Below are 26,022 nucleotides of genomic sequence, written 5' to 3'. Positions count from 1 at the left end.
TGCGGGACGGTTGTTGCAGTCCCGCAAAGCTTTTTTTCTTCCCTCCTCCATTCAAACGGTTCGAAACTGTGCGCATCCATTGTGCGGTGCAACATTTCGCCGTATTTGTCGATTTTCATTTCAGGACCAAGGGAATAAGCTGGTCCTGATTTTGATATCGGGGGGAAGATGACCAAACTGGTCTATACGTTCGGCAACGGGCAGGCGGAAGGTCGCGCACGGGACCATGACGTTTTGGGCGGCAAGGGCGCCAATCTGGCCGAGATGTGCAGCCTTGGCCTGCCGGTGCCGCCGGGCTTCACCATCGTCGCCGATGCCTGCAGCGCTTATTACGAGCTTGGCAAGCGGATCAATGCCGTCCTGAAGGACGAGATCCGCCGCGGACTGGAGACGATCGAGAAAGCGACCGGCCGGCAGTTCGGCGCAAAAGACCGGCCGCTGCTCTTGTCCGTCCGCTCCGGTGCCCGCGTTTCCATGCCGGGCATGATGGATACGGTTCTCAATCTCGGCCTCAACGACGAAACCGTGCAGGCGCTTGGACATGACGCGGGCGACGCGCGGTTCGCCTGGGACAGCTACCGCCGCTTCATCCAGATGTATGCGGATGTCGTCATGGGCCTCGATCACGAGATTTTCGAGGAAATTCTGGAGGACGAAAAGGCCCGTCTCGGCCATGAATTCGAGACAGAGCTGGCTGCCACTGACTGGCAGCATGTCGTTTCGCTATATAAGGAATTGATCGAGGAGGAGCTCGGCGAGGAGTTCCCGCAGGATCCCGAGGAGCAGCTCTGGGGTGCCATCGGCGGCGTCTTCGCAAGCTGGATGAGCGCGCGCGCCGTCACCTATCGCCAGCTCCACAACATTCCGGGAGCCTGGGGTACGGCCGTCAACGTCCAGGCCATGGTCTTCGGCAATCTCGGCAATGCCTCGGCAACCGGCGTTGCTTTCACGCGCAACCCGTCGACCGGCGAGAAGTCCCTCTACGGCGAATTCCTCGTGAATGCGCAGGGCGAAGATGTGGTTGCCGGTATCCGCACGCCCCAAAGCATCACCGAGGAGGGCCGAATCAACTCCGGCTCCGACCGCCCGTCGCTGGAAAAGCTAATGCCCGAGGCTTTCGAGGAACTCATCCGCATTTGCACCAAGCTCGAAGCGCATTATCGCGACATGCAGGACATCGAATTCACCATCGAGCGCGGCACGCTCTGGATGCTGCAGACGCGCTCCGGCAAACGCTCGACAAAGGCGGCGATGAAGATCGCCGTCGATATGGTGGACGAAAAGCTGATCACCGAAGAGCAGGCGGTGATGCGCATCGAGCCGTCGACGCTCGACCAGCTTCTGCACCCGACGATCGACCCGCGCGTCGAACGCCAAGTGATCGGCACCGGATTGCCGGCTTCGCCGGGGGCGGCGACCGGCGCGATCGTCTTTACCGCCGAAGAGGCCGTCGTGGCGGAGGAGGAGGGCCGCAAGGTCATTCTGCTCCGCGTCGAAACCAGCCCGGAGGATATCCACGGCATGCATGCCGCAGAAGGCATCCTCACCACGCGCGGCGGCATGACCAGCCACGCGGCGGTGGTCGCCCGCGGCATGGGCATCCCCTGCGTGGTCGGTGCCGGAACCATGCGAATTGATCTGCGCAACGAGCGCCTCATCGGCGTCGGCGTGACGCTGAAGAAGGGCGACATCATCACCATCGACGGCTCGGCCGGGCAGGTGCTGAAGGGCGAGGTGCCGATGATCCAGCCGGAGCTTTCAGGCGATTTCGGCCGCATCATGGGCTGGGCCGACAGGGCCCGTCGCATGGCCGTGCGTACCAATGCCGATACCCCCGCCGACGCACGCGCTGCGCGTGCCTTCGGCGCCGAAGGGATCGGTCTCTGCCGCACCGAGCACATGTTCTTCGAAGGCGAGCGCATCCATGCCATGCGCGAGATGATCCTCGCCGAAAACGAGGAGGGAAGACGTGCGGCGCTCGACAAGCTGCTGCCGATGCAGCGGCTGGATTTCACAGGCCTCTTCAGCGTCATGCACGGTCTCCCGGTGACGATCCGCTTGCTCGACCCGCCGCTCCACGAATTCCTGCCGAAAACCGAGGAAGAGATCGCGGATGTCGCCGCCGCCATGGGCATAGAGGCTGCCTCACTTCGCCAGCGCGTCGACGCGCTGCACGAGTTCAACCCGATGCTCGGCCACCGCGGCTGCCGGCTTGCCATTTCCCATCCCGAAATCGTCGAGATGCAAGCGCGCGCCATCTTCGAAGCGGCCGTTGCAGCCGCCCAGGAAACAGGTGCGCCTGTCGTGCCGGAAATCATGGTGCCGCTCGTCGGCCTGCGTTCGGAATTGGATTACGTCAAGGAACGGATCGACGCGATCGCCAGGGATGTGATGGCCGAAGCGGCCATGACGATCGATTATCTCGTCGGTACCATGATCGAGCTGCCGCGTGCGGCCCTTCGTGCGCACAAGATCGCTGAGGCGGCCGAATTCTTCTCCTTCGGCACCAACGACCTGACGCAGACGACCTTCGGCATCTCGCGCGACGACGCCTCTGCCTTCATCCCGACCTACCAGCGCAAGGGCATCATCGAGCACGATCCCTTCATCTCGCTGGATTTCGATGGCGTCGGCGAGCTGATCAGCATCGCTGCCGAGCGCGGCAGGCGCACGCGCAACGACATGAAGCTCGGCATCTGCGGCGAACATGGCGGCGATCCGGCCTCGATCCATTTCTGTGAGGAGATCGGCCTCGATTATGTATCCTGTTCGCCGTTCCGCGTACCGATTGCGCGGCTGGCGGCGGCGCAGGCGGTCATAAGTGCTGCTCAGCGGCGGTAATAGCGCGGATAGTAGATCGGCCGGGTGAAATCGTCGAAGTTCTCGTCCGCCTGCAGGCGAAATGCTCGCGCGTCGGCGCGCCTGTCGAGATCGATGCGCTGCAGGCAGGTGGCAAAGGCATTGGTGCCGCGCTTGAAGCCGTAGCCGAGGCACTGCCGCTCGTCGGCAGCCCGCCGTTCTTCCGGCGTGAGGCTCTGGCAGGCCGAAAGGCCGATCGCGATTGCGGCGAGGGGCAGGGAAAGAGCGGAAAGACGCATAGCACATTCTCCGATGCATGAGCCGGTCGCCAGACAAGAGGCGATTTGCCGGCTCACGTCAACAAACATCGAAGAACGCGGTTGAGATCAGATTCGTTCCAGCACTTCGATGAAGGCATCGGCGAACTGCACGAGATGTTCGGTCTCCTCATCCGGCGCCTGCACGCGGATTTGGGAGCCATCGCGATCGAGAACGGCAAGCACGACACGCGTTTCGGAACTTACCGAAGGGATGCGCAAAACGGCGATGCGCCGGCAATCCTCGATCAGCCCGGCTGCCGGAAGATCGAACAGGAATTCGCCATTTGCATTGGCGGCAGCTGCGCGCACCGCCTCGCAGAAGCCTTCTTCCCCGCCGTCATAGCCTTCGAGCGAAAGCTCGAGCTCGAGAAGCTCCATCGGCAGGAAGGCCTCGGATGGATCGCTTGCGCCAAGCGATGATACTTGCGGTCTTTCGGTTGCTTCCGATGAAAGCATCGCGTTACTCCTGATCCGTCCTGTTGTCCACAAATCCGCTGGAGCTGTCTTTCTAGTGACATATCAGATGTCTCTTATGAAAGCCATAACAGCCTTTTGGTGGATTGCGGCCCTAGCGGCGGAGACAACAGTTTCAATTTAGGCGAATCTTGCCATAAACAAGTGTGGGCGCTTCTTGCGCCCTCGCAGGCGGTAAACGCCTGCGCATAACTGGTAAGTTTGATGGCCATCCGCTTTGACCGCCCCGTTTCCAATTCGGCCCGCTTCGCGCGGCGCTTCGGGGCGTTTGCGTTCGTCCTTTGGGTCGCAGTGCTCGTCGCCCATCGCTTCGGCGGGCTCGCCACGCCCTATCTCGTGCTACTGCTTCTCGTTTCCATCGGCTTTGCCATGCTGGCCGCCCTGCTTGCGGCCGTCGGCCTCAGAAGCCTCTGGGTGCGAGGAGCCGAAGCCGGCCTCGATGCGCTGAAAGCGCTGATCTTTGCGATCCTTCCCTTGGGCTTCGGCGGATTTGCCGCTGAGCGCTATTTCACGCTGCCGGCGATCTACGACGTGTCGACGGATGTCGTTTCCGCGCCCGACTGGCTTTCGCCGCCACATGCCGATCAGATCTGGATGAAGCGCAATCCCGACGTCACGCCGCAAGAGCGCGAACAGCAGCTTGCCGCCTATCCGGAACTAACCGGCCGGCGTTATGAAGGCGCGATCGACCGGGTGCTCGAAGCCGTCAGGAAAGTGGCGAAGCTGGATGGCATCACGATCACCAGAAACGCCGGCGAAGGCGAACCGGTCCGCGATCTCGAGGATGCGCCGGCAAGGCCAGCGCCTGATGGCGATGCTGTCGCCGAAGCGCCCGATCAGGTCCCCGTTCCCACGCCGCGGCCTTATGAGGACGATGTCGCAGAGCTCATCCGCAGCGCAAACGGCGTGACGCTCCAGGGTGAAGCCCGCACGCTTATCCTCGGCCTGCACTTCGACGTTGTCATCCGGCTGCGCGAAGAAGCCGAAACCACCTTCGTCGACATCCGCGTCGCCTCCCGCTACGGCCAGCACGACCTCGGCCTCAGCGCCGAAATCGCCGACCGCTATCTCGAAGCCCTCGATATGGAACTGCTGGGCATCGCGGGGTAAGAACAGGCCTCAGCCGCCTTCTTTCTCCAGCCATCCGGCATAGCGCACGATCAGCCCGGTAAGGGGTCCGCCGACTTCCACATGAAAATGGAACCGGCCTTCGCGCTCCTCCTCGTAGATATCGCCGCCGGGCGCCAGCACCAGAGGCAGGGGAATGCCGAAAAATCGCCAGCCGCGCACGACAAACCGCAGCCTGGCGCCATCCGGCGCCAGTGCCATGAGAATCCGGAAAGGCCCGAAATCTTCAGCGAGCAGATGCGCATCGCGCCCACGGCCCTCCAGTTGCACGCTGCGAAACTCTGCACCGCCGAAATTGCGTATCCAGGACTCTCTTTCGCCTTTGGCGGCGAAGCACACCCGAACAGCAACATCATCCTGTACTTTCGGAAAGCCCACGGCCGAAGCTACTATCGAGGCTAGAAAGCCAGTCCCGCGCTCCACGCGCGCGTGGCCGGAGAGCCTGTGCCCGCCCTCTTTCGCGTCATGCGCCGCGGCAATTGCAGGCGGCAGCCGTTCCCAGGCCGAGCCGAGCAGGCGCCGATAGAGGCCCCCGCCCACCGCTCCCGGCCGAACGTGGCGCGTGCCGGTACAGATGGCAAAGCGCTCGAAGCACGCTTCGAAGGCCTCAAGAGGCAATTCGCCGGCTGCCGAACGAGCGCCATTCGGCCGGTCGATTTCCATTCGCCAGTTTGCGGAGCAGGGCTTCCAGCCCGGTGACAGGAATAAACGGCCCATCGTCGCCTTCCGCGACCAGATGCCAGCTTGCTTCGAGCGGCTGGCCGGCCCGATCCAATCCCGAGGCGCGGACGAACATGCCGCCTCTGTGTTCGCCGAAGGCGAGGAGTTTGCTTGCCTGATGCATCAATGGGGCAAACGGCAGCAACGAAGGAAGAAGCTTGAGGCGCACCAGTTGCGCCGTTGCGGCCAGCAGTCGTTGCAAGCTCTGCGGCTCCGTCGCCGCTCCGGTGAATGTTGAAGAAAGGCCGTCGAACCGGTGAGACAGAAGATCGAGGTCGGGCGCTTCAACCAGTCTGAAACGTTTGCTTTTGAGCGGGATGCATCCCGGTGGCGCGACCGTCACGCGATGCCACGCGATCAGCCCAAGGCCAGTCGCGGAAATGCCGTCGCGAAGGATCCGCACGGGCTTTCCGGCATAGCTCGATATCGCCCGGATGACGTTGAGACCGATGCCGGCGTGCGGCGAGGGCGCGATACCCGATGAAACATGGTCGATCCGCGAAAAATCCTGTGCCAGCCGGTCGAGCGCGGCACGGGAGAGAGCGGGAAAGCTGCTCAGCCCCGACAGAACGAATACGCCTGCCGCTCGAGCTTCCGCGTCCAGCGCTGCGATCCCGCGGACGAATTCGCGGCTGTCCGCCAGATCGGCGTAGTCGATGCCGAGAGATATGCAGGCCCTCGGTATGCAAGAGGCATCGCGGCCCATCGTCTGAAACGGCCCAGAAGCATCGATAGTTAAATTGGGTGCTAACGCTGACAGCTGCTTGTAAACGTCGCCGTTGCGGTCGAACTCCGCCGGCTCCTTGCCGGCTTTTCCGCCTAGGCTGGACGCAAGGCAGCCGCCTTGGCGAGCGAACGCCCTCCGATCAGCAGGCAGAAGCGCTCGTCGCCGCAAAGAAGCTGCGCCAGCCTGCCGCCGAACGTGCCATAGCCGCCGATGATGAGAATGCGAAGGGCCGGGCCGCTCATGCCAGGAAGCGGCTCCGTTCCTCGGGCGAAGGGACATAGCAGGTTGTCCGGCGCCCCGCGATCTTCAGGCGGTTCCTGGCGATGAGTTCATAGAGCCGGTCGGCAAACGGACGCGGCAGGATGTAGAGGATGCGGGCGAGCGACCATGGAAAGCCGAGTCCGGCAATCATGCGGATCGAACCCTCGGATTTGAAATGCGGGCGGCCGTCTTCGATCAGGATATTCGTCTCGTAGTCCCGCTCGTCCAGGCCGTAGTGGCGGTAAAGTGCTGCGCCGAGCGCTGATTGCGCAGCGAGGAAGCAGTAGCGTTGCGCCCTGTCATGCTTCAGCGCAAATTTCACCCAGCCGGAGCAGAAGACGCATTCGCCGTCGAAGATGATGAGCGGCTTGTCGTCCGGAAAGGCCGGAACAGCCGCATCGCGCCGATAGCTGTAGTCATTTCGGTTCATCATCCGCCCCAGCCACCAGTTGATACCCCCCGAAGAGCGAAGGCGGTCCGTCCGTCTGCACGATCCCGCGTTCAACCAGGTCCTCGAGATGCGCGAAGACGGAGAGTGCTGCCGCGCCGTGCAGCCTCGGGTCGGTGTCGCGGTAGATCACCTTCACCATGTCGGGAATCAGCCGGTCGCCGGCTTTGATGCGCTCCATCACCGCGCGCTCGCGCATGCGGCGGTGCGTCTTCAGCGCCCGCATGAAGGAGACGGGGCGTTTTACCGACCCGCCATGGCCCGGGAAAAGCAGGTGGTCGCGGCGCGAAATCAGTTTGTCGAGCGAGGCCATGTAGTCGGCCATCGAACCGTCCGGCGGCGCCACGATGGAGGTCGCCCAGGCCATGACGTGGTCGCCGGAAAAGAGGATGCCGGTGCCGTCGAGCGAAAAGGCCGCGTGGTTTGCGGCGTGCCCGGGTGTCAGCACCGCCGTCAGCGCCCAGCCGTCCTCCTCGATGGTCTCGCCGTCGCCGATTGCGATATCCGGCACGAAATGCGTATCGGAGCTTTCGGCAAAGGGATTCACCTCGCCGTCATGGAGCGGCCGCGCCGCCCTGTGCGGTCCTTCGCCGACGGTAACGGCGCCGGTCTCCCGCTTTAGCCGTGCGGCAAGCGGCGAGTGGTCGCGATGCGTATGGGTGATGACAATATGCGTGACCGCCCGGCCCCTGAGCGCCTTAATCAGCGCCTCAAAATGCGCCTCGTTCTCCGGCCCCGGATCGATGACCGCGACGGACGAGGTTCCGAGGATATAGCTGTTCGTGCCGTGGAAGGTGAAGGGGCTCGGATTGTTGGCCGTGACGCGCTGGACCCCCGGCGCCACATCCACCGCGCGGCCATAGTGAGGCTCGAAGGCAAGATCGAATGTCGGGCTCGGCATGGCTTACTTGTATTCTATCTCGATGAAGGACATCGGCTCGCTTCCGGCATTGACGACATTGTGCTCTACGCCCGCCTCGCGCCGGTAGGCGGCACCGTTGGCGATGTCGACGCGCCGGCTGCCGTCCGCATCCTCGAGCAGAAATTCGCAATCGGTCATCGGCACGACGACATAGCCGAAGCCGTGGGTATGCACGCCGGTATCCGCACCCGGCTCGAAATCCCAGCGCGTGATGCGCACCACGGCATCGTCGAGAAGGAGCGTGGCAACTGCAGGCGGGCGGGCACGGTACTGGCTCATCATCTCTCCTGAGACTTTGGCGGGGCGGGACAAGACCTAGCACGGCGCCGGAAGAAGCGCACAGAAATATGCCGTAAGCGCAAGTTAGTGATTGTGAGGCAGCCGGACCTTTGCTAATCAGGCCTCGCTTCGGCAAGCGGGTTTCCGCTCTCAAGCTGGTGGGGCGTCGCCAAGCGGTAAGGCACCGGTTTTTGGTACCGGCATTCCCAGGTTCGAATCCTGGCGCCCCAGCCACTGCTTATTTTCGTTTGTAATCACTCACTTAGGCAGATTGAAAAAATCGCTTCCGGAACACTTTTCCGGCTGACGGAACCGGCCCAAGGCGGCCTCGGTTTGATAGCGACGCAGCAAGCTGATGTTAGAGAAAAACGAGACGCGGTAAAAAGAAGACCCTTTTTATCTGCTCTGGCGGCTTCGAAATATCCGCCGCGAGACATAGGAGGCTGCTTTTGATCCCGGTGGGCTAAAAGGACAGGCGGCCAAGAGGCCGCCTGTCGCTAGACACCAATGCCTGTCACATCACTGCCCCTTACTATGCCGGTGCCAGAAACTCCGCGCAATATGACTTGCTATTTTCGCCGGGGATGTCGCCAACGGTGCGGATGCTGCGGATGGTATAGCTGGAATCGGTGATGACTTCGGCCTGGCAGCGTAGATAGAGCGTGCGGGTCGCCGCGATCTGCTTGCCGCGCTTGCCGTTTTCGCCTTCGGCATATTTCGCCGGGACGCGGACCCTCTTGTAGCCGCCCTTCCAGGTGTAGACGGTGGCCGAGCCGTTTTCGGTGTCGGCGATTGGCGGACCGTAGGCGGCGAAGAACTTGCCGGCCGACTGGCCGACCCAGCGTGCGGAAATCGGATCGCCTGCAGAAGGAATGGTCGTGCAGCCGGCAAGCGCAATGGCAAGCCCGGCCGCGGCAATGGTGCGGAGTTTCATCTAATCGTCCCTGAATTTGTCGCGCATTCGACGGCGGGAATCGCTGTCAGCCAACGGTTTCCGCTTGTCCCGAAAGCCCCTTAGCGCGGAACCCTGCAAAAGAAAATTACCCCGCCTTCGCGATTGCGAAATTTGCCGCGACTGTGGCTTTTTGTTGACGTTTTGGGCCGCGCGCGGCCCTGTCACGCCTCTGTCAAAAAATGCGGCCCGGTTTTGGAATTTGGTGCTTGCGCAATAAGATGGGCCGGTCTATAGAGGCGCCGCTGGTCACGGAGTGTAGCGCAGTCTGGTAGCGCACCACGTTCGGGACGTGGGGGTCGAGTGTTCGAATCACTCCACTCCGACCAGCCGATTTTTCCCGACTTTCCCTGATCCCGCACGAGTATTTGCGCCGCACACTGCGCGCAGCGATCTGTTTGCGCCAGGATGCGTAATGCGCCTCGACACGGCAAGAAAAAGGGGCCTTCCGGCCCCATCTTCAGTCTCAGATATCGCTTGCGGCGTTCTTCCAGAGTTCCGCCGCTTCCGCAGCGGTCATCCGGTGTACGTGCGCCTCGTCGCGGCGGTTGGCGAAGACTTCACTCGCCATGATCTGCTCGGCGAGGTCGGCGGGCAGCGAGAGGACGACGCGCGCGTCGCCGGCGTGGAGGCCGCCGAGTTCCGAGCGCTTGCCGGTTATCATGCCGCCGGCCACCGTGTTGTTGGAATCCGGGTCGATGAGAATGAAGGCGCCGGAGGAGCGATTCTGCTCGTAGGGATCGAAGATCGCCGCTTCATCGAAGGCGAGGCGCACCTTGCCGATCGCATTCATGTAAAGCCGCTCGGCCGAGTTCCAGGCGCCGGTCGTCAGCTCCAACTGGCTGACCGGCTGAACCTGAACGCGCTGGCGGCGGCTGCCGCTCTTCAGCCAGTAGCGCTTGCCGGCCTCGATGCCTTCGGGCTGCAGCGCCACGATTTGCGCGTCGAAGGCAAGTCCGACCTGCGGCTGGCTGTCGATCGAGACGATCATGTCGCCGCGCGCGACGTCCACCTGGCGGTCGAGCACGAGGGTGATTGCGTCGCCCGCGACGGCCGCGTTGCGCACGAGGTCGAAGGTGACGATCCTGGAGACATTGGCGACCATGCCGGACGGCAGGATCATGACGCTGTCGCCCGGCTTCACCGCGCCGCCGGCAACCGTGCCCTGATAGCCGCGGAAGCTTTCGCCGGGGCGCGAAACACGCTGCACCGAGAGGCGGAAGCCGACGGTCTGCGAAGAACGCACCGTGGCAAGCTCTAGCGTCTCGACCAGCGTCGGCCCCGTGTACCAGGGCATGGCGGCCTGGCCGGAATAGACGACGTTTTCGCCCTTCAGCGCCGACATCGGGATCGCGGTGATCTGCTTGACGCCGAGCGAGAGCGCAAATTCCTTGAAGTCATGCGTGATCTTCTCGAAGCCTGCGCGGTCGTAGCCGGTCAGGTCGATCTTGTTGACGGCGAGCACGAACTGCTTGATGCCGAGCAGGGAAGCGATGGTGGCGTGGCGACGCGTCTGCTCGAGAATTCCCATGCGGGCATCAACGAGCAGGATGGCGAGATCGGCGGTCGAGGCGCCGGTTGCCATGTTGCGGGTGTATTGTTCATGGCCGGGTGTGTCGGCGACGATGAAGGCGCGCTTGTCGGTCTGGAAATAGCGATAGGCGACGTCGATGGTGATGCCCTGTTCGCGCTCGGCCTGCAGGCCATCCAGCAGCAGTGCGAAGTCGGGCAGGCCGAGATCATTCTGCTTGCCGGTGGAATCGCGTTGGAGTGTCGCCGCCTGGTCTTCCTTGACGGCCTTGGTGTCCCAGAGCAGCCGGCCGATCAGCGTGGATTTGCCGTCGTCGACGCTGCCGCAGGTGATGAGGCGCAACGGCCGCGTGTCGCGCGTGGCCATTAGTGGCTCGGCGGCGGGCAGGGCGACGGCGGTTGCAGGTGCTGCTGCAGTCATCTCAGAAATATCCTTCACGCTTCTTCTTTTCCATGGAGCCGGACTGATCGCGGTCGATGGCGCGGCCCTGGCGTTCGGAAACGGTTGCGATTTCCAACTCCGCTATGACGTCTTCAAGGGTGGTGGCGGTGGAGCGGATAGCACCCGTCAGCGGGAAATCGCCGAGGGTGCGGAAGCGGATCATGCCTTCCTGGCGGGTTTCGCCGGGAAGCAGTTCCAGCCGCGCGTCTTCCGCGAGGATCATCATGCCGTCGCGCTCGACGTAAGGGCGCCTCTTCGCGTAGTAGAGCGGTACCAGCGGAATGTCTTCGGCCTGGATGTAGCGCCAGATATCGACTTCGGTCCAGTTGGAGAGCGGGAAGGCGCGCACGCTTTCGCCCTTGCGGATCTGGCCGTTGTAGATGTTCCAGAGCTCGGGGCGCTGGTTGCGCGGATCCCAGCGATGGTCCGGCGTGCGGAAGGAGTAGATGCGCTCCTTGGCGCGGCTCGCCTCCTCGTCGCGCCGTGCACCGCCGAAGGCGGCGTCGAACTGCCCGGCGTCGAGTGCCTGGCGCAGGCCTTCGGTCTTCATGATGTCGGTAAAGGTCGCAGAGCCATGGCTGAAGGGGGTGATGCCTTCGGCGGCGCCGCGCGGATTGATGTGTTCGATCAGGTCCAGCTCGTACTTCTTCGCGGTCTCGTCGCGAAACGCGATCATCTCCTGGAATTTCCAGCCGGTGTTCACATGCAGCAGCGGGAAGGGGACACGGCCCGGATAGAAGGCCTTGCGGGCAAGATGCAGCAGAACCGACGAGTCCTTGCCGATCGAATAGAGCATCACCGGGCGCTCGAACTCGGCCGCAACCTCGCGGAAGATGTGGATGGACTCGTTTTCCAGAGCCTTCAGGTGCGGATCGAGCGGCGGCTTGGCGCTCTGCGGATTGTTGAGTTCCGTATCCGGACGGCTATTGGGCATTTCCTACTCCAGACTTTCGATCATTGGTGGGGAGGCATTTGCCTCTCACTCTTTCCTGACTATTGCGCTGCAACCGCCGTCGCCTCTTCGGCAACATGCAGGCCGCATTCGCGCTTTTCGTCCTGTTCCCACCACCAGCGCCCGGCACGTTCCGGCTCGCCGGGCTTGATGGCGCGCGTGCACGGCTCGCAGCCGATGGAAGGGTAGCCGCGGGCATGCAGCGGATTGACTGGCACGCTGTTGTCGGCGACGTAGGACTTGATTGTGTCGATATCCCAGTCGGCAAGCGGATTGATCTTCAGGAGATGCCGCTCGGCGTCATACTCCGCAAAAGGCGTTTCAGCGCGGTTGGCGGACTGGCCGCGGCGCAGCCCGGTGATCCAGATCGTTGCGCCTGCTAAGGCCCGCGCAAGCGGCTTGAGCTTGCGCACGCCACAACAGGCATGCCTGGCTTCGATGCTCTCATAAAAGCCGTTCATGCCGTATTTCGCCGCATAGGCATCGATGTCGGCCTGCTCGGGCTCGTAGCGGGTAATGTGAATGTCGTATTGGCTTTCGGTTTCGGCGATCAGCGCCAGCGTCTCCGGGAAGAGGCGGCCGGTCTGCAGCGTCACCACGTCGATCGGCAGGCGATGATTGCCGATCTCGGCGGTGATCACCTGGTCTTCGATGCCAAGCGACGTCGTGAAGACGACTCTTACGCCAAGACCGGCGACAAACGACAAACGTTCGGCCAGGCTCAGGGTCGCAAGTTTCGCGTTCAGCGTTTCCGCTTCTTCGATGATATTGACAACAGTCATGGGGAATCCTGTCCTCGATGTTGGCCGGAGTATCGCAGCTTGAGGACGGATCGCACAGAAAAACGGATTTCGAAAGCAGCGCATGCGGGAGCAAATATCTCTCCGAAGCCGCTGCAACGCAGAAAAGCAGCCGCCCACACCAACAATCTGGCTCAGGCAGTTTCAATCTCTATAAAATTAGTAGAGTTACACGCCGCCTGTCAATTCGAAATCTGAAGTGATGCCGAAAAAAGATGCAGGAGGCGCAATTTCGGCGTAGAATTCCGCCTCTTGGCCGAGCGAGAAAAACAAGGCCAAAATGCTTGTCTTCCAAGGCTTTCGCCTGCGCGTTCAACTTCCGTTCATGCTGGTTGTGCGATAGGGGACAGGTAAGCTTCAGAGGTGGTGCGGCGAGTCGCATCGCTCGTGTGTGTGACGGTCCAAAATGATTACGCAGAAAGCAAAATACGCGCTCCGGGCGCTGACGGTCCTGGCGGAAGCCGATGCCGGCGAGCCCGTCATGATTTCGGATATCGCAGCGCAGCAGAAAATCCCGAAGAAATTCCTCGAGCAGATCCTGCTTGATCTCAAGCATCAGGGCATCGTGGCAAGTCGCCGTGGCAAGGCGGGCGGCTATCTGCTTCTGAAACCGGCCGACATGATCACCTTCGGCGAAATCCTGCGCATTATCGACGGCCCGATCGCGCCGCTTCCGTGCCTTTCGATCACCGCTTACCGCAAATGCGACGATTGCGATGGCGAGCAGACCTGCGAAATCCGTCACGTCTTCGCCAAGGTGGCGGACGCAACGCGCAAGGTGTTGTTTTCGACGACGATCGCTGATGCGGTTGCTCCGGCAAAACGTGGCGCAGAAGTCACCCGGCTCCTTGCCTGACCCTAGCCTGCGCTTCTTCGTTCCTGACTGCCGGCCGCGCGCCCCGAAAATCGCGCTTGTTTCAACATTTGGTGAAAAACCTTTCAAAGCCGCCGGTCTGCGCCAATTCGGACCTGTTCGCAAAGGGCAGGGAGAACTGAAATGCGTGTCTTATCCACGAAGCAGATCGTCTTAGGGGCGTTCCTGGCAGGCGCTTTTGCCACCGGCGCGGCGGCCCATCACGGCTGGTCCTGGGCAGAGGCCGAGCAGATGGAGTTGAGAGGGACGATCCAGAATATCTCCATGGGCGGTCCGCATCCCGCGCTCGACGTCGCGACCGCCGATGACGGCGTCTGGCGCGTCGAACTCGCCAATCCGCGCCAGACGGAACGCTCAGGCTTCGTCGAGGGCTCGGCAAAGAAGGGCGACCAGATCGTCGCGATCGGAAACCGCTCGCTGGATCGGAATGAAAAGCGCATGAAAGCCGTGCGGATCACGGTCGGCGAGAAGCGCTACGATCTCTACCCCGAACGAATCCGGACGAATTGACCGCATGACGATCGCGCTTCTGGAATGGCTTGCAGCAACGCCGCTCGCCGTCGCGTTGCGGCGCTCGGCACTCCTCTACATGTTCGTCAACGCCTCGCACATTCTGTCTATCGGCCTGCTGATCGGCGCGATCCTACCGCTCGATCTGAAGCTGATGGGCTTCTTTCCGTCGGTCCCGCTCTCGGTGGTTGGACCCTTCCTGTCGCGCGCGGCGGCAATCGGCCTGGCCGCGGCCATCGTTACCGGCTTCTGCCTCTTCAGCGTCCGGCCGATGGAATATGCGGGAAACCCGGCGTTTCTGGCAAAGATCGGGTTGCTCGCCCTCGGTGTCTTGAATGCGGGCATTGCGCATGCCGGATATGCGTGGCGAAAGTCGATTGCCGGAGCGGTCACTGCAGCGCGCTTGCGTATGGGAGCCCTGTTTTCAGCAATGATATGGCTTGCTGCCGTCGTCGCGGGGCGATGGATCGGCTTCATATAGCTTGATCTCTGAAAGCGCATTGGCCCGCCATGCCGAATGCGCGTGGTGGGCTATCTTTCAAATCGGAGAGGGTTCTCAGCGAGAACTCGTCGAACCGGGCCGGCCATCCAGCGCCGTCAGTATCCGGTATGCGGCCTTCACACGCGCCGGGTTGGGATAGTTCCTGTTCGCCAGCATCACGATGCCGATACCCTTGGCGGGAACGAAGGCGACATAAGCGCCGAAGCCGTTCGTGGAGCCGGTTTTATTGACGAGCATGTCGCCCCGTGGCACAAGCGGCGGGGTTAGCCTGGTCGCCTCATTTGGCTTGCGGGCCATCTCCGCGGAATTTCCCGCAAGCAGCCGGTCGAGTTCCACCGGATAGGCATACATCTCCCATCCCAGGCCCTGCACCATATCGCTGACTTTGTAGTATCCGGTATGCGTTGCGGCGATCGCGCGCTGGAGCGTTTCGTCCAGCTTGGCGTTATCCATATTCGCCTCGACGAACCTGAGCAGGTCAGGCGCCGTCGTCTTCACGCCATAGGCTTCCGAATCCAGAACGCCCGCCGTCACGCGAACAGGCTTGCCATCTTTCGAATAGCCGTAAGCATATTCGTTCATGCGGTCCTGCGGAATCGTGATGTAGGTCCGGGTCAGGCCAAGCAACGGAAAGAGCTTCTTTTCCATCAGGTCGTCAAATGGCTTGCCCATGCTTCTGGCCGCGAGATAGCCAAAGAGGCCGATGCTCGGGTTAGAGTAGACCCGATGCGTACCGGTGGCGTAACCCGGGCGCCAGCCTCTAAAGTAGGCGACCATACCCTCCTGACCATTCACATCATCCGGAAACTGCAGCGGCAGGCCACCGGCCGTGTAAGTGCCGAGATCAAGAAGGCTGATCTTGTCGAAGCTGCTGCCGGAAAGCGCCGGCAGATACTTGCTCGCGTTGTCGGAAAGGGAAAGAGCTCCCTTTGCCTGCGCGTAGGAGGCAAGCGTCGCGGTGAAGGTCTTGCTGATGGAGCCGATCTCGAAAATCGTGTCCCCGGTGACCTTTGCATTGCTCTTCCTGGAGGCGACACCGTAACCAAAGAAATATCGCTCTCCTGGGGTCGTGATCGCCACAGCGATACCCGGAACATTATGCTCTTCCAAGATGGGCCGGATCGCCGCGTTCACGACGCGCTCGATCCGGCTTTGGTCTTCGTCAGCAGCATGGGCGCAGGCACCGGCAAAAAAGGAGGCGGCAAGAATAATCCCAGACTTTGGAATGCAAATCTTTTTCATGGCGGATACAAGCCTTCGTATTTGCGCAATCGCGTTTTGCGAGCGACAACAGGTAATCAGTATGTCTTTCGATGCCTGCAAACCCGGTTTGCTGCGTTGGACGCATATCGAGGGACCGGAACAGGTAAGGCGGATATACGAAGTCTATACGCGCTCAACAAACGACGATATTTTGCCCGCGCTATTAGAAAAATTTGGGTTTGAATGGTCCGTCCTCATCTGCCGTTGAATGCGCTTCGAGCCTTTGAGGCATCGGCGCGACATTTGAGTTTCACCAGAGCGGCAATCGAATTGTGCGTTACGCAGGCTGCCGTCAGTCACCAGGTCAAGGCACTGGAAAGCCAGTTGAACGTCACCTTGTTCACGCGGCTTCCGCGCGGTCTCATGCTGACGAGCGAAGGCGAGACGCTGCTGCCAACATTGCGGGAGGCCTTCGACCGTATCGCCGGGGCGTTGGAGCGTTTCGAAGGCGGCCGCTACCGCGAAGTTCTCAGGGTGGGTGCTGTCGGAACCTTTGCCGTCGGCTGGCTGCTGCCGCGCCTGCCTGCCTTCAAAGCGCAAAATCCGTTCGTCGACCTGCGCCTCTCAACAAACAACAACCGCGTGGATATCGCCGCCGAAGGGCTCGATTATGCGATCCGTTTCGGAACGGGCGCATGGCATGGCGTTGACGCGTTGCGGCTTTTGGATGCACCGCTTTCGGTTCTCTGCATTCCCGAAATCGCCGAGCAACTGAAAGTACCGGCCGATGTGTTCAAGCATACGCTCTTGCGTTCCTACAGGGCCGACGAATGGCCGCAATGGTTTTTTGCGGCAGGCCTGCCGGCAGACGTGCCCCTACCGAGCAGCATCGTTTTCGACTCCTCGCTTGCCATGATGGAAGCTGCGCTGCAGGGCGCAGGCGTTGCCCTGGCGCCGCCATTGTTGTTTTCTCGTCATCTGCACGCAGAAGTCATCCGGCAGCCTTTCGACATCGTTGTGACGATGGGAAGCTATTGGCTGACGCGCCTGCAATCGCGCCCCGAGTCGGCGGCAATGGTTGCCTTCCGGGACTGGCTTGTTGAAGTCGCGACGGCGGAGACCGGGCTAACCGTGGCTGACCGCGAAAGCTGACGCTGGTTCGAGCGTGCCGCGGGATTTGCGCTCGCAGCCACGGTTTCCAGGTTCATAAGAATCTTGCTCGCTGAAGTTATTCGATATACATATCATATATCAGCAGGAGAGTATATCGTGCGGACCCTGATCGATATCGGCGAAGCAGAATTAAAGGCGCTGGATGAGATGGCGAAAAGCGAGAACGTGTCGCGCGCCTCGCTCGTCCGCAAAGCCGTGAACGATTTTCTGGCGCGTCATGAACGTATCAGGCAAGACGAGGCTTTCGGGCTTTGGGGCGACAGAAAAATTGACGGACTAGAATACCAGGATAAAGTTCGAAACGAATGGTGAAAGCGCTCTTCGATACGAACATCCTGATCGACTATCTCAACGCCATACCCGAAGCCCGCGACGAACTTGATCGCTATGAACGCCGCGCCATCAGCATCATCACGTGGATGGAAGTTTTGATTGGCGCTGCTCCCGAGGTCGAGGCGGCGACCCGAAGCTTCTTGAATAGCTTCCAGGTCATTGCGGTTGACAGTGCGATAGCGGAGGGCGCTGTTCGCTTAAGGCAGCGTCATCGGATCAAATTGCCGGCCGCGATCATCTGGTCCACCGCCGATACCCAATCCCTGCTCCTGGTGACGCGCAACACCAAGGACTTTCCGGCGGATAATCCTGGCATCCGCGTCCCATATCTGCGTTGATCCTCACCGCTCGCTCAATGCCCAGCGCGGATTGACCCAGGGCTCCTGGTTCGAGCGCGGCAGCGGCTGCTTGCCGAGGATATGGTCCGCCGCCTTTTCGCCGGTCATGATCGAGGGGCCGTTGAGGTTGCCGTAGGTAATATGCGGGAAGATCGACGAGTCGACCACGCGCAGGCCATCGACGCCGATGACGCGGGTTTCCGGATCGACGACGGCAAACGGATCGTCCTTGGCGCCCATCTTGCAGGTGCCGCAGGGGTGGTAGGCGCTTTCAAGATGCTCGCGCAGGAACGCATCGATCTCGTCGTCCGTCTGCACTTTCTCGCCCGGCTGGATCTCCGCCCCGCGATACGGATCGAAGGCCTGCTGGCCGAAGATCTCTCGCGTGAGGCGCACGCAGTGGCGGAATTTCTCCCAGTCTTCCGGATGGCTCATATAGTTGAAGCGGATGACGGGATCGGCCTTCGGATCGGGCGAGCGCAAGGTGACGGCGCCGCGCGACTTCGACAGATTGTAGCCGACATGCACCTGGAAGCCGTGGCTCTTCGCCGCCGCCTTGCCGTCATAGCTGATCGCCACCGGCAGGAAGTGATACTGGATGTCCGGCTGCCTGATGCCGGGCGCGGAACGCAGGAAGGCGCAGGCCTCGAACTGGTTGGAGGTGCCGAGACCCGAGCGCGTGAACATCCATTGCGCGCCCGCGACCCCCTGCCAGAACCAGGGAAGCCAGGAATAGAGCGAGACTGGCTTGGTGCTGATTTGCTGGAAATAGAATTCCATATGGTCCTGCAGGTTGGCACCGACGCCCGGCCGCTCGGCCTTCACCTCGATGCCGTGCTCCTGCAAATGCGCGCCTGGGCCGATGCCGGAAAGCATCAGAAGCTTCGGCGAGTTGAAGGAGGAGGCGGAGACGATCACCTCGCGGTTCGCCTTGATGATCTCGGTCTTGCCGCCGCGCTCGATCTCGACGCCGGTGGCGCGGCCGTTTTCGATGACGATCCTGCGCGCCAGGCCGTAGGTGATGTCGACATTCGGCCGCCGCAGCGCCGGCTTCAGATAGGCGCTCGCCGCGGACCAGCGGCGGCCGCGGAAGATGGTTTGCTCCATTAGACCGAAGCCTTCCTGCTTCGAGCCGTTGTAGTCGTCCGTCGCCTCGAAGCCCGCCTGCTTGCCTGCCTCGATGAATGCGTGGAACAGCGGATTGCGGAAACCGCCGCGCTGCACGTGCAGCGGGCCGTCGGTGCCGCGCCAGCCTTCCTCGCCGCCGTGCGAATGCTCCATGCGCTTGAAGTAGGGCAGCACGTCGGCATAGGCCCAGCCGTGGGCGCCGAACTCTTCCCAGCGGTTATAGTCCTCGGCATGGCCGCGCACATAGACCATGCCGTTGATTGAGGAGGAGCCGCCGATCACCTTGCCGCGCGGCGCGGTGATGCGCCGGTCGTTGAGGGCAGGCTCCGGTTCGGAGAGGTAGCCCCAGTTGTAGCGCTTCATGCTCATCGGCCAGGCGAGTGCCGCCGGCATCTGGATGAACGGCCCGAAATCGCTGCCGCCCGCCTCGATGACGATCACAGTATGCTTGCCGTCTTCCGAGAGACGGTAGGCAAGCGCCGAGCCTGCCGAGCCGGAGCCGATGATGACGAAGTCTGCTTGCATGATGTACCCTCGGTATTTGTCTCTTCCCCTCCCCAACCCCTCCCCACAAGGCGGAGGGGTCAACCTGCTGCATCGTCCTACCTGAAAGCAGCGCCGAATACTCTGAAGGCGCTTGAGGTTGAAAGCGGTGCCACACAGTAGCCCCTCCCCCTTGTGGGGAGGGGTCTTCTTAACCGGCGATCAATAAGGCGCCACAACCGGCCCCATGCCCACGTAAACCGTCTTCAGCTCCGAATAATGCTCCAGCGCCGCAATCGAATTCTCCCGTCCGAAGCCCGATTGTTTCGAACCGCCGAATGGGATCTCGACCGGGCAGAGGTTGTAGGTGTTGATCCACAGAGTACCGGCTTCGAGCTGGTCGACGACGCGGTGGGCGCGCGTCAAGTCGGCGGCGAAGACGCCGCCGGAAAGGCCGAATTCGGTGGCGTTCGCACGGCCGATCACCTCCGCCTCGTCGTCAAAGTCCAACACGCACATCACCGGCCCGAAGATCTCCTCGCGGGCGATCGTCATCCCGTCGGTCACGTCGGCAAAGACGGTCGGCTGGACGTAATAGCCTTCGCCCGAAACGTTGTTCGGAATGCCGCCGCCGGTGACGAGCGTCGCCCCCTCGGACTTGCCCTTGTCGATGTAGCTCAACACCTTCTGCCGCTGGTCGAAGGAAACCATCGGGCCAAGCTGCGTTGCCTCGTCCATCGGATCGCCGATCAGGATCGCCTCGGTGCGGGCCTTCAGCCGCTTCAGGAATTCGCCCTTGATCTTCCTCTGTACGAAGACGCGCGTGCCGTTCGAGCAGACCTGGCCGGTGGAGTAAAAATTGCCGAGCATCGCGCCGCCGACGGCGCTGTCGAGATCGGCATCGTCGAAGACGATCAGCGGCGACTTGCCGCCGAGTTCCATCGTTACATGCTTGAGATGGCTGGCGGCAGAGGCGGCGACCTTGCGGCCAGTCGGCACCGAGCCGGTGAGCGACACCTTCGCCACGTCCGGATGATTGACAAGGAGCGGTCCGGTGTCGCGGTCGCCCTGGATCACGTTGAAAAGGCCACTCGGCAGGCCTGCCTCGTGGAGGATTTCGGCGATCTTCAGCGCGCCGAGCGGTGTATTTTCCGACGGCTTGAAGACCATCGCATTGCCGGCGATCAGCGCAGGCGCCCCTTTCCAGCAGGCGATCTGCTGCGGATAGTTCCAGGCGCCGATGCCGACGCAGACACCGAGCGGCACGCGCTTCGTATAGGCAAAATCGCCGCCGAGCGGGATATAGGAGCCGTTGAGGCCGGCCGCCGCAATGCCGCCGAAGAACTCGAAGCTGTCGGCGCCGGAGGTTGGGTCGGCGACGATGGTTTCCTGGATCGGCTTGCCGGTGTCGAGTGTTTCGAGTTCGGAAAGCTCGCGGTTTTTCTCGCGCATGATCTCGGCAGCGCGCTTCAGGATGCGGCCGCGTGCCGTCGGGCTCATCGCCGCCCATTCCGGCTGCGCGCGCTTGGCGGCCGCGATCGCCTTCTCGACAATTGCAGGCGTTGCCGCATGCAGCCGCGCGATCACTTCGCCGGTGGCCGGATAGATGCTCTCGATGACGCTGCCTGCTTCGTCCTCGACATATTCGCCGTCGATAAAGTGCGACGCTTTCGGCTGGGCTTTCATGGGTTCGGTCCTCGGTTTGGCGTTTTTGTAAGGCGAGGCTGCGACATGCATCTGCCCCTCACCCTAACCCTCCCCCCGCGAGCGGGGAGAGGGGACTGGACGCTGCGGGCGACTCACCTTCTCCCCGTCAAAACGGGGAGAAGGTGGCCGGCAGGCCGGATGAGGGGCTTTGAAGGACGCAACGTCATTCCCTCACCCTGTCCAACTGCATCGTCACATAATCCTCCGTCAGTCCGATCGAAGCCTCGATGCTGATGGGTGCCGATTTCAGACTTTGACGGATATAGAGCCCGTCGATCATCGCAGCCGCGCCTTCGGCGATGCGTTCCGCGGCATCTCGCGGGCACAGCGCCTTGAGGTTGGCGAGCAGGTTCGAACGCAGCCGGCGGGCATAGATGACGAGGAAGCGGCGCGTCTCTTCCGAGCGCTGCGCCTCGGCATAGAAGGCGAGCCATGCGGCGATCGTTTCCGGCGCGAACTGATCGGCTTGGAAGCTGACGCGGATGACGGTCGAGAGCTTCTCGCGTGGTGTTCTGGCCGCTTTCAGCGCCGTTACCGTGTCGTCGTGCAACTGCCTGAGCAGCGAACGGATCGTCTCGATCAGCAGCTGTTCCTTGCTGCCGAAATAGTGATGCGCAAGGGCAGGGGAAACGCCGGCCTGGCGCGCGATCTCGGACATGGTGACGCTCAGCGAGCCATGATCCCCGATCACGCGCAACGCAGCGTCGACGAGCGCCTTGCGGCGCAGAGGTTCCATTCCGACTTTCGGCATGACGGCCAGCTCCCGGCAGTTCGATGCATCTTATTTTTGATTGACTGATCAATCAATAAAAATCTTTTAGCAGAGTTTGAGAGGCCTCAACCCTTTCCGGTGCGCGATTCTGCAGCATATCAACGGCGATCAGGAGGTGTGTCATGGCTGGCGTCTTCGATGAAGTACCATCCTCGTCCCTGCAGTCGAAGTGGATCTGGTTCGTAGGCCTCGGCGTACTGCTGTTGATCTGCGGCCTGATTGCGATCGGGAATCTGCTTCTCGCCACGGTGGTGTCGGTCTATTACGTGGGAATGCTGATGCTTTTCGGCGGGATCATCTATCTCATCCACGCCTTTCAGGTGCGCGGCTGGGAGCACATCCTCTTCTGGGCGCTGAGCGGCGTGCTTTACGTGCTCGCAGGCATATTCGCCTTCATCAATCCGATCCTCACCTCGGCCGCGCTGACGCTCTTTCTCGCCGTCGCTCTGCTGGTCGCCGGTGTTTTCCGCGTCTTTATCGGCCGCCGCATGAAGCCGCTCAAGGGATGGGGCTGGATCGTCGTAAGCGGTGTCGTTACCGCGCTTGCAGGCTTCGTGATCGCGCTCGGCTGGCCGGTGAACAGCCTCTGGGTCCTCGGTCTTTTCCTGGCGGTCGATCTCATTCTCCAGGGCTGGACGATGATTGCTTTCGGCATCGGCCTTCGAAGCGTGCAATGAGGCTGTCCACAGGCTGTGCTCACGGAATGTTTCTTTTTTGACAAGCATGTGAGGCGGGACTAAAATTCAAAAGATACCAAGGCGCCGGCAGATGACATTGCCGGAACAGATGTCATGAGTGGTCATGCATCCCGCGTAGGGCAGGTTCTGCCCCAAAAGAAAAACGAAGGGAGGAAGTTCATGCCGATGGTCACAGTTTCCATATCACCGGTTCAGGCAGCAGGCATCCGCGAAGCCGTCGATCATGGCGGCTATGCATCGAGCAGCGAAGTCGTCCGTGAGGCGCTGCGCCTCTGGGATGCTGCCCGCAAGCTCGCAGAATATCGCGACGACGTTCTGAATGACGAGGACCGCGCGAGTGGAAGCCGCTGCGTTGCAGACATGTTTGCCGATCACGAAGCGGAACGTCGCCGTTCAGCCTGACTAAGCCTTTGATCGGACTGGATCGGGACGCTGACGCGCTCCGGTCCGAAGCTTTCACAAAAGTTTCATATTCGCGAAAGGGTTCATTGACCCTTTGTCATCATCTTCGCTGCGAAAAAGAAGACTTCACAGTGGAGAATTTGGCATGTCTTTGGCTGCCGCCGTCGAACCGGACGTATTGCGCCGTTATGCCAGCGATCAGATCGTGACGCTTGCGAAGCTCGTCATCGAAAATGCTTTCCAGCCGATCGTCGAAGCGGGTACGGGCACGGTCTTCGGGTACGAGTCCCTGATGCGTGGGCAGGAGCGCATCGGCTTCGATTCCCCTGTTGAAATCCTTGATGAGGCGCATCGAGCAGGCCAGTTGCTGCAGCTGGAACAGATGGTCGCCAGCCGTGCGCTCGCCAAGTTCGCGACACTCGGCAATTATTCGGGCTCGACGCTTTTCCTTAATCTCGACGTTCGCCTGATCCCGCACGGCGATCGCCTGATTGAAACCCTGCTCCACCACCTGAAGGCCGCCAACATCCCGCCATCGTCGGTCTGCTTCGAATTCTCCGAGCGTTTCGACAATACCAGCGTGCCGGAATTCGAGGCCCTGGTCTCCAAGCTCCGCAAGACCGGCTTCAAGCTTGCGATCGACGACTTCGGCGTCGGTCACGGCGAAATGAAGCTGCTTTGCGACTATGCCGTCGATTACCTCAAGATCGACCGCCACTTCGTCGCCGACATCGACCGCAAGCCGCGCAAGCGCCACCTGTTGAAGAATATCGTCAATATCGCCCATGTGCTCGGCACCCGGGTGATCGCGGAGGGCATCGAATCCGAAGCGGAATTCCTCGCCTGCCGCGAATATGGCGTCGATCTCGTCCAGGGCTGGTTCATTGCCCGGCCGACGCCGCATACGTCCGAACTCGTGTCCTCGTTCCCGCATCTGCAGGATCTCGGCAAGAGCAAGCACAACACGCAATCGCTCGATGAAATCCTCATCCGCAAGCAGATCGAGGTGCTGCCGACCGTCTATGAAAACGACAGCATCGACACGGTCTTCGAACTCTTCCACCGCAATCCGCGCCAGGCCTACTTCCCGGTGCTGAATGCCAACGGCGAACCGCGCGGCATCATCCACGAGCATCATCTCAAGGAATATATCTACCAGCCCTTCGGCCGCGATCTCCTGAAGAACAAGGTCTATGGGCGCACGATCTCGCACTTCGTCGAAATGGCGCCAATCGTCGGCCTCGATTCCGACGCCGAGCGGCTGATGACGATCTTCGCCAATATGGAAGGGAGCAACTGCCTGATCCTCACGGACAACATGCGCTATGCCGGCGTCGTCTCCGCCGCCTCGCTCATCAAGGTCATCAACGAGAAGCAGCTGAAGACCGCGCAGGACCAGAACCCGCTGACCAGCCTGCCGGGCAACCGCGCCATCCGCGATTTCATGCGCCAGTGCGGGCGCGACGGCGACGAGGTGCGGCATTTCTGCTATTGCGACTTCGACAACTTCAAGCCCTTCAACGATGCCTACGGTTTCCATCTCGGCGATCATGCGATCTCGCTCTTTGCCGCGCTGATGCGCCGTTACTTCTTCGCTGAGCGTCATTTCCTCGGCCATGTCGGCGGCGACGATTTCTTTATCGGCGTCGTCGGCTGGACGAAGGAAGAGCTGACAGAAATCCTCAACCGGCTCATCAGCGATTTCCACGACGATGTGCTCCATCTCTACTCCGACGAAGACCGCGCTGCCGGCCGCATCCGCGGTCACGACCGCGCCGGCACGGAAGCGCTTTTCCCGTTGATGCGTTGCTCGATCGGCGTGCTTGAACTGCCGGAAGGTCTGGTGATCGACGATATCAATCGGGTCAGCGCCGAAATCGCCCATATCAAGGCCGAAGCGAAGGATAGCGCCGACGGGCTGATCTTCCATCCGCTGGGCGAGGCGAATTGACGCCTCTCGCACTTCTCGCCTTCCCAAGCACCGGAGCCTGAATTATCTCCTGTGCTTTCGGAATGAGGAGACCGGTCATGCCCCTGCCAGCGAACATGCGTTTCGTCGATCTGCCGAGCTTCGGCGCGCCAGAAGCCATGAGGATTGCGACCGGACCTGTTCCGGTGCCCGACGCGGGGCAGATCCTGGTCCGCGCGCAGGCGATCGGCATCAACCGTCCGGATGTGGCGCAGCGCCAGGGAACATACCCGCCACCGAAGGATGCAAGCCCGATTCTCGGACTGGAGCTTTCCGGCGAAGTGGCGGCCATCGGTCCGGGCGTTGCCGGATACGCGGTCGGCGACAAGGTCTGCGGCCTCGCCAATGGCGGCGCCTATGCCGAATATTGCTTGCTGCCCGCAGGCCAGGTTTTGCCCTTTCCGAAGGGCTATGATGCGGTGAAAGCCGCAGCCCTGCCGGAAACCTTCTTCACTGTCTGGGCGAACCTTTTCCAGATGGCCGGGCTGACGGAGGGCGAAAGCGTCCTCATCCACGGGGGCTCCAGCGGCATTGGCACCACGGCGATCCAGCTCGCCCGTGCCTTCGGCGCCGAGGTCTATGCGACCGCAGGCGCGGCGGAGAAATGCGATGCCTGCGAAAAGCTCGGCGCGAAGCGGGCGATCAATTACAAGAGCGAGGATTTCGCAGACGTTATTAAGGCCGAAACCGGCGGCCATGGCGTCGATGTCGTGCTTGACATGATCGGTGCTGCCTATTTCGAAAAGAACATCGCTTCGCTTGCCAGGGACGGCTGCCTGTCGATCATCGCCTTGCTCGGCGGGGCCGTGGCCGAAAGGGTCAACCTCGCGCCGGTCATGGTCAAGCACCTGACCGTCACAGGCTCGTTAATGCGTCCGCGTACGGCGGAGGAAAAACGCGCCATCCGCGACGATCTACTCTCCCAGGTCTGGCCGCTCCTCGAAACCGGCAAGGTCGCCCCCGTCATCCACAAGACCTTCGCCTTCGAGGATGTCGTTGAAGCGCACAGGCTGATGGAAACGAGCAGCCATATCGGCAAGATCATGCTGACTGTTTAACGTCAGCTTCGGACCAGCATCGGTGCACAAGGTAGAGCCGATCCTGGCCGAGTATGAGTCTCTGGGATCGCAGAACTGTCGTCTGACCGAAACCCGGCCCCGAGACTGCGCATCCTGA

25 protein-coding genes, 2 tRNA genes and 1 pseudogene are annotated in these 26,022 nt (G+C 61.5%); 14 read left to right on the top strand and 14 right to left on the bottom strand.

From position 1 onward, the window contains the following. Positions 1-168 precede the first annotated feature (168 nt). A complete protein-coding gene (gene ppdK, locus ACZ9BX_RS10695; protein WP_476217745.1) occupies positions 169-2,841 on the top strand; it encodes a pyruvate, phosphate dikinase in 2,673 nt (890 codons plus the stop codon). On the opposite strand, the gene ACZ9BX_RS10690 is transcribed toward ppdK, so the two are convergent. After that, the gene (locus ACZ9BX_RS10690; RefSeq protein ID WP_037140672.1) at positions 2,829-3,098 is read right to left on the bottom strand and encodes a hypothetical protein; all 270 of its coding nucleotides are present in this window, start codon (positions 3,096-3,098) and stop codon (positions 2,829-2,831) included. The genes ppdK and ACZ9BX_RS10690 overlap by 13 nt on opposite strands. An 87-nt stretch (positions 3,099-3,185) precedes the next feature. After that, complete coding sequence (locus tag ACZ9BX_RS10685) at positions 3,186-3,575, bottom strand: hypothetical protein (protein WP_476217743.1); 390 nt, start codon at positions 3,573-3,575, stop codon at positions 3,186-3,188. Positions 3,576-3,797: 222 nt separating this feature from the next. Here ACZ9BX_RS10685 and ACZ9BX_RS10680 point away from each other — a divergent pair, with 222 nt between their 5' ends. Continuing rightward, the gene (locus ACZ9BX_RS10680; protein WP_476217742.1) at positions 3,798-4,703 is read left to right on the top strand and encodes a DUF1499 domain-containing protein; all 906 of its coding nucleotides are present in this window, start codon (positions 3,798-3,800) and stop codon (positions 4,701-4,703) included. A 9-nt stretch (positions 4,704-4,712) separates the two neighbouring features. Here ACZ9BX_RS10680 and ACZ9BX_RS10675 read toward each other — a convergent pair. The 4 genes and pseudogenes from ACZ9BX_RS10675 to ACZ9BX_RS10660 all read right to left on the bottom strand — a co-directional run bounded on the left by ACZ9BX_RS10675 (position 4,713) and on the right by ACZ9BX_RS10660 (position 8,078). Continuing rightward, a pseudogene (locus ACZ9BX_RS10675) lies at positions 4,713-6,410 on the bottom strand (SDR family oxidoreductase). Then, complete coding sequence (locus ACZ9BX_RS10670) at positions 6,407-6,859, bottom strand: thiol-disulfide oxidoreductase DCC family protein (protein ID WP_476219972.1); 453 nt, start codon at positions 6,857-6,859, stop codon at positions 6,407-6,409. Before ACZ9BX_RS10670 ends, ACZ9BX_RS10675 begins: the two are co-directional and overlap by 4 nt. Further along, complete coding sequence (locus tag ACZ9BX_RS10665) at positions 6,846-7,778, bottom strand: MBL fold metallo-hydrolase (protein WP_476217741.1); 933 nt, start codon at positions 7,776-7,778, stop codon at positions 6,846-6,848. Before ACZ9BX_RS10665 ends, ACZ9BX_RS10670 begins: the two co-directional genes overlap by 14 nt. 3 nt (positions 7,779-7,781) lie before the next feature. Beyond that, positions 7,782-8,078, bottom strand: a complete 297-nt coding sequence (locus tag ACZ9BX_RS10660) for a cupin domain-containing protein (RefSeq protein ID WP_476217740.1) — start codon at positions 8,076-8,078, stop codon at positions 7,782-7,784. A gap of 159 nt (positions 8,079-8,237) precedes the next feature. On the opposite strand from ACZ9BX_RS10660, the gene ACZ9BX_RS10655 reads away from it, so the two are divergent. Next, a tRNA-Gln gene (locus tag ACZ9BX_RS10655) sits at positions 8,238-8,312 on the top strand. 298 nt (positions 8,313-8,610) lie between these two features. Here the strand turns inward: ACZ9BX_RS10655 and ACZ9BX_RS10650 are convergent. Beyond that, positions 8,611-9,012 (bottom strand): hypothetical protein, encoded by a 402-nt coding sequence (locus ACZ9BX_RS10650; RefSeq protein ID WP_476217738.1) that lies wholly within the window; start codon positions 9,010-9,012, stop codon positions 8,611-8,613. 270 nt (positions 9,013-9,282) lie between these two features. Between ACZ9BX_RS10650 and ACZ9BX_RS10645 the strand changes: the two genes are divergently transcribed. Beyond that, positions 9,283-9,359: transfer RNA gene (locus ACZ9BX_RS10645), tRNA-Pro, on the top strand. 137 nt (positions 9,360-9,496) lie between these two features. Here the strand turns inward: ACZ9BX_RS10645 and cysN are convergent. Genes cysN through ACZ9BX_RS10630 form a run of 3 tightly spaced genes read right to left on the bottom strand, consistent with a single transcriptional unit; the run spans position 9,497 to position 12,736 of the window. Further along, entirely contained in the window at positions 9,497-10,981 is a 1,485-nt protein-coding gene (gene cysN, locus ACZ9BX_RS10640; protein WP_476217736.1) for a sulfate adenylyltransferase subunit CysN, read from the bottom strand. Between the two features lies 1 nt (position 10,982). Further along, positions 10,983-11,936: a sulfate adenylyltransferase subunit CysD gene (gene cysD, locus ACZ9BX_RS10635; RefSeq protein WP_476217734.1), complete on the bottom strand. Its 954-nt coding sequence runs from the start codon at positions 11,934-11,936 to the stop codon at positions 10,983-10,985. A gap of 59 nt (positions 11,937-11,995) precedes the next feature. After that, positions 11,996-12,736, bottom strand: coding sequence for a phosphoadenylyl-sulfate reductase (locus tag ACZ9BX_RS10630; protein ID WP_476217732.1), 741 nt, complete (start codon positions 12,734-12,736; stop codon positions 11,996-11,998). Between the two features lie 424 nt (positions 12,737-13,160). On the opposite strand from ACZ9BX_RS10630, the gene ACZ9BX_RS10625 reads away from it, so the two are divergent. From ACZ9BX_RS10625 to ACZ9BX_RS10615, 3 genes are all read left to right on the top strand, one after another. After that, a complete protein-coding gene (locus ACZ9BX_RS10625) occupies positions 13,161-13,610 on the top strand; it encodes an RrF2 family transcriptional regulator (RefSeq protein WP_132559691.1) in 450 nt (149 codons plus the stop codon). Positions 13,611-13,751: 141 nt separating this feature from the next. Further along, on the top strand, positions 13,752-14,138 hold the full coding sequence (locus tag ACZ9BX_RS10620) for a DUF6152 family protein (protein WP_476217729.1): 387 nt from the start codon (positions 13,752-13,754) through the stop codon (positions 14,136-14,138). A gap of 4 nt (positions 14,139-14,142) precedes the next feature. Continuing rightward, complete coding sequence (locus ACZ9BX_RS10615) at positions 14,143-14,619, top strand: DUF6644 family protein (protein WP_132559695.1); 477 nt, start codon at positions 14,143-14,145, stop codon at positions 14,617-14,619. A 75-nt stretch (positions 14,620-14,694) separates the two neighbouring features. On the opposite strand, the gene ampC is transcribed toward ACZ9BX_RS10615, so the two are convergent. Then, complete coding sequence (gene ampC, locus ACZ9BX_RS10610; RefSeq protein WP_476217727.1) at positions 14,695-15,882, bottom strand: class C beta-lactamase; 1,188 nt, start codon at positions 15,880-15,882, stop codon at positions 14,695-14,697. Positions 15,883-16,086: 204 nt separating this feature from the next. Between ampC and ACZ9BX_RS10605 the strand changes: the two genes are divergently transcribed. From ACZ9BX_RS10605 to ACZ9BX_RS10595, 3 genes are all read left to right on the top strand, one after another. After that, complete coding sequence (locus ACZ9BX_RS10605) at positions 16,087-16,995, top strand: LysR substrate-binding domain-containing protein (RefSeq protein ID WP_476217725.1); 909 nt, start codon at positions 16,087-16,089, stop codon at positions 16,993-16,995. 117 nt (positions 16,996-17,112) lie between these two features. Then, positions 17,113-17,328 (top strand): ribbon-helix-helix domain-containing protein, encoded by a 216-nt coding sequence (locus ACZ9BX_RS10600; RefSeq protein WP_027507660.1) that lies wholly within the window; start codon positions 17,113-17,115, stop codon positions 17,326-17,328. Beyond that, complete coding sequence (locus ACZ9BX_RS10595) at positions 17,322-17,687, top strand: PIN domain-containing protein (protein ID WP_476217723.1); 366 nt, start codon at positions 17,322-17,324, stop codon at positions 17,685-17,687. Before ACZ9BX_RS10600 ends, ACZ9BX_RS10595 begins: the two co-directional genes overlap by 7 nt. Positions 17,688-17,690: 3 nt before the next feature. On the opposite strand, the gene betA is transcribed toward ACZ9BX_RS10595, so the two are convergent. The 3 genes from betA to betI all read right to left on the bottom strand — a co-directional run bounded on the left by betA (position 17,691) and on the right by betI (position 21,756). Next, positions 17,691-19,340 (bottom strand): choline dehydrogenase, encoded by a 1,650-nt coding sequence (gene betA / locus ACZ9BX_RS10590; RefSeq protein WP_476217721.1) that lies wholly within the window; start codon positions 19,338-19,340, stop codon positions 17,691-17,693. A 180-nt stretch (positions 19,341-19,520) separates the two neighbouring features. Beyond that, entirely contained in the window at positions 19,521-20,984 is a 1,464-nt protein-coding gene (betB, locus tag ACZ9BX_RS10585) for a betaine-aldehyde dehydrogenase (protein WP_476217720.1), read from the bottom strand. Positions 20,985-21,168: 184 nt separating this feature from the next. Beyond that, complete coding sequence (gene betI / locus ACZ9BX_RS10580) at positions 21,169-21,756, bottom strand: transcriptional regulator BetI (RefSeq protein ID WP_027507656.1); 588 nt, start codon at positions 21,754-21,756, stop codon at positions 21,169-21,171. Positions 21,757-21,899: 143 nt separating this feature from the next. On the opposite strand from betI, the gene ACZ9BX_RS10575 reads away from it, so the two are divergent. From ACZ9BX_RS10575 to ACZ9BX_RS10560, 4 genes are all read left to right on the top strand, one after another. Then, positions 21,900-22,454, top strand: a complete 555-nt coding sequence (locus ACZ9BX_RS10575; protein WP_476217718.1) for an HdeD family acid-resistance protein — start codon at positions 21,900-21,902, stop codon at positions 22,452-22,454. A gap of 180 nt (positions 22,455-22,634) precedes the next feature. Then, on the top strand, positions 22,635-22,877 hold the full coding sequence (locus tag ACZ9BX_RS10570; RefSeq protein ID WP_027507654.1) for a ribbon-helix-helix domain-containing protein: 243 nt from the start codon (positions 22,635-22,637) through the stop codon (positions 22,875-22,877). 145 nt (positions 22,878-23,022) lie between these two features. Then, complete coding sequence (locus ACZ9BX_RS10565) at positions 23,023-24,828, top strand: GGDEF domain-containing protein (protein ID WP_476217715.1); 1,806 nt, start codon at positions 23,023-23,025, stop codon at positions 24,826-24,828. A 77-nt stretch (positions 24,829-24,905) separates the two neighbouring features. Next, a complete protein-coding gene (locus ACZ9BX_RS10560) occupies positions 24,906-25,904 on the top strand; it encodes an NAD(P)H-quinone oxidoreductase (RefSeq protein ID WP_476217713.1) in 999 nt (332 codons plus the stop codon). Positions 25,905-26,022 lie beyond the last annotated feature (118 nt).

The organism is Rhizobium sp. USDA 3886, from assembly GCF_056279785.1.
Note: the sequence above shows the minus strand (reverse complement) of the source record. Positions and strands in the feature narration are given on the sequence as shown.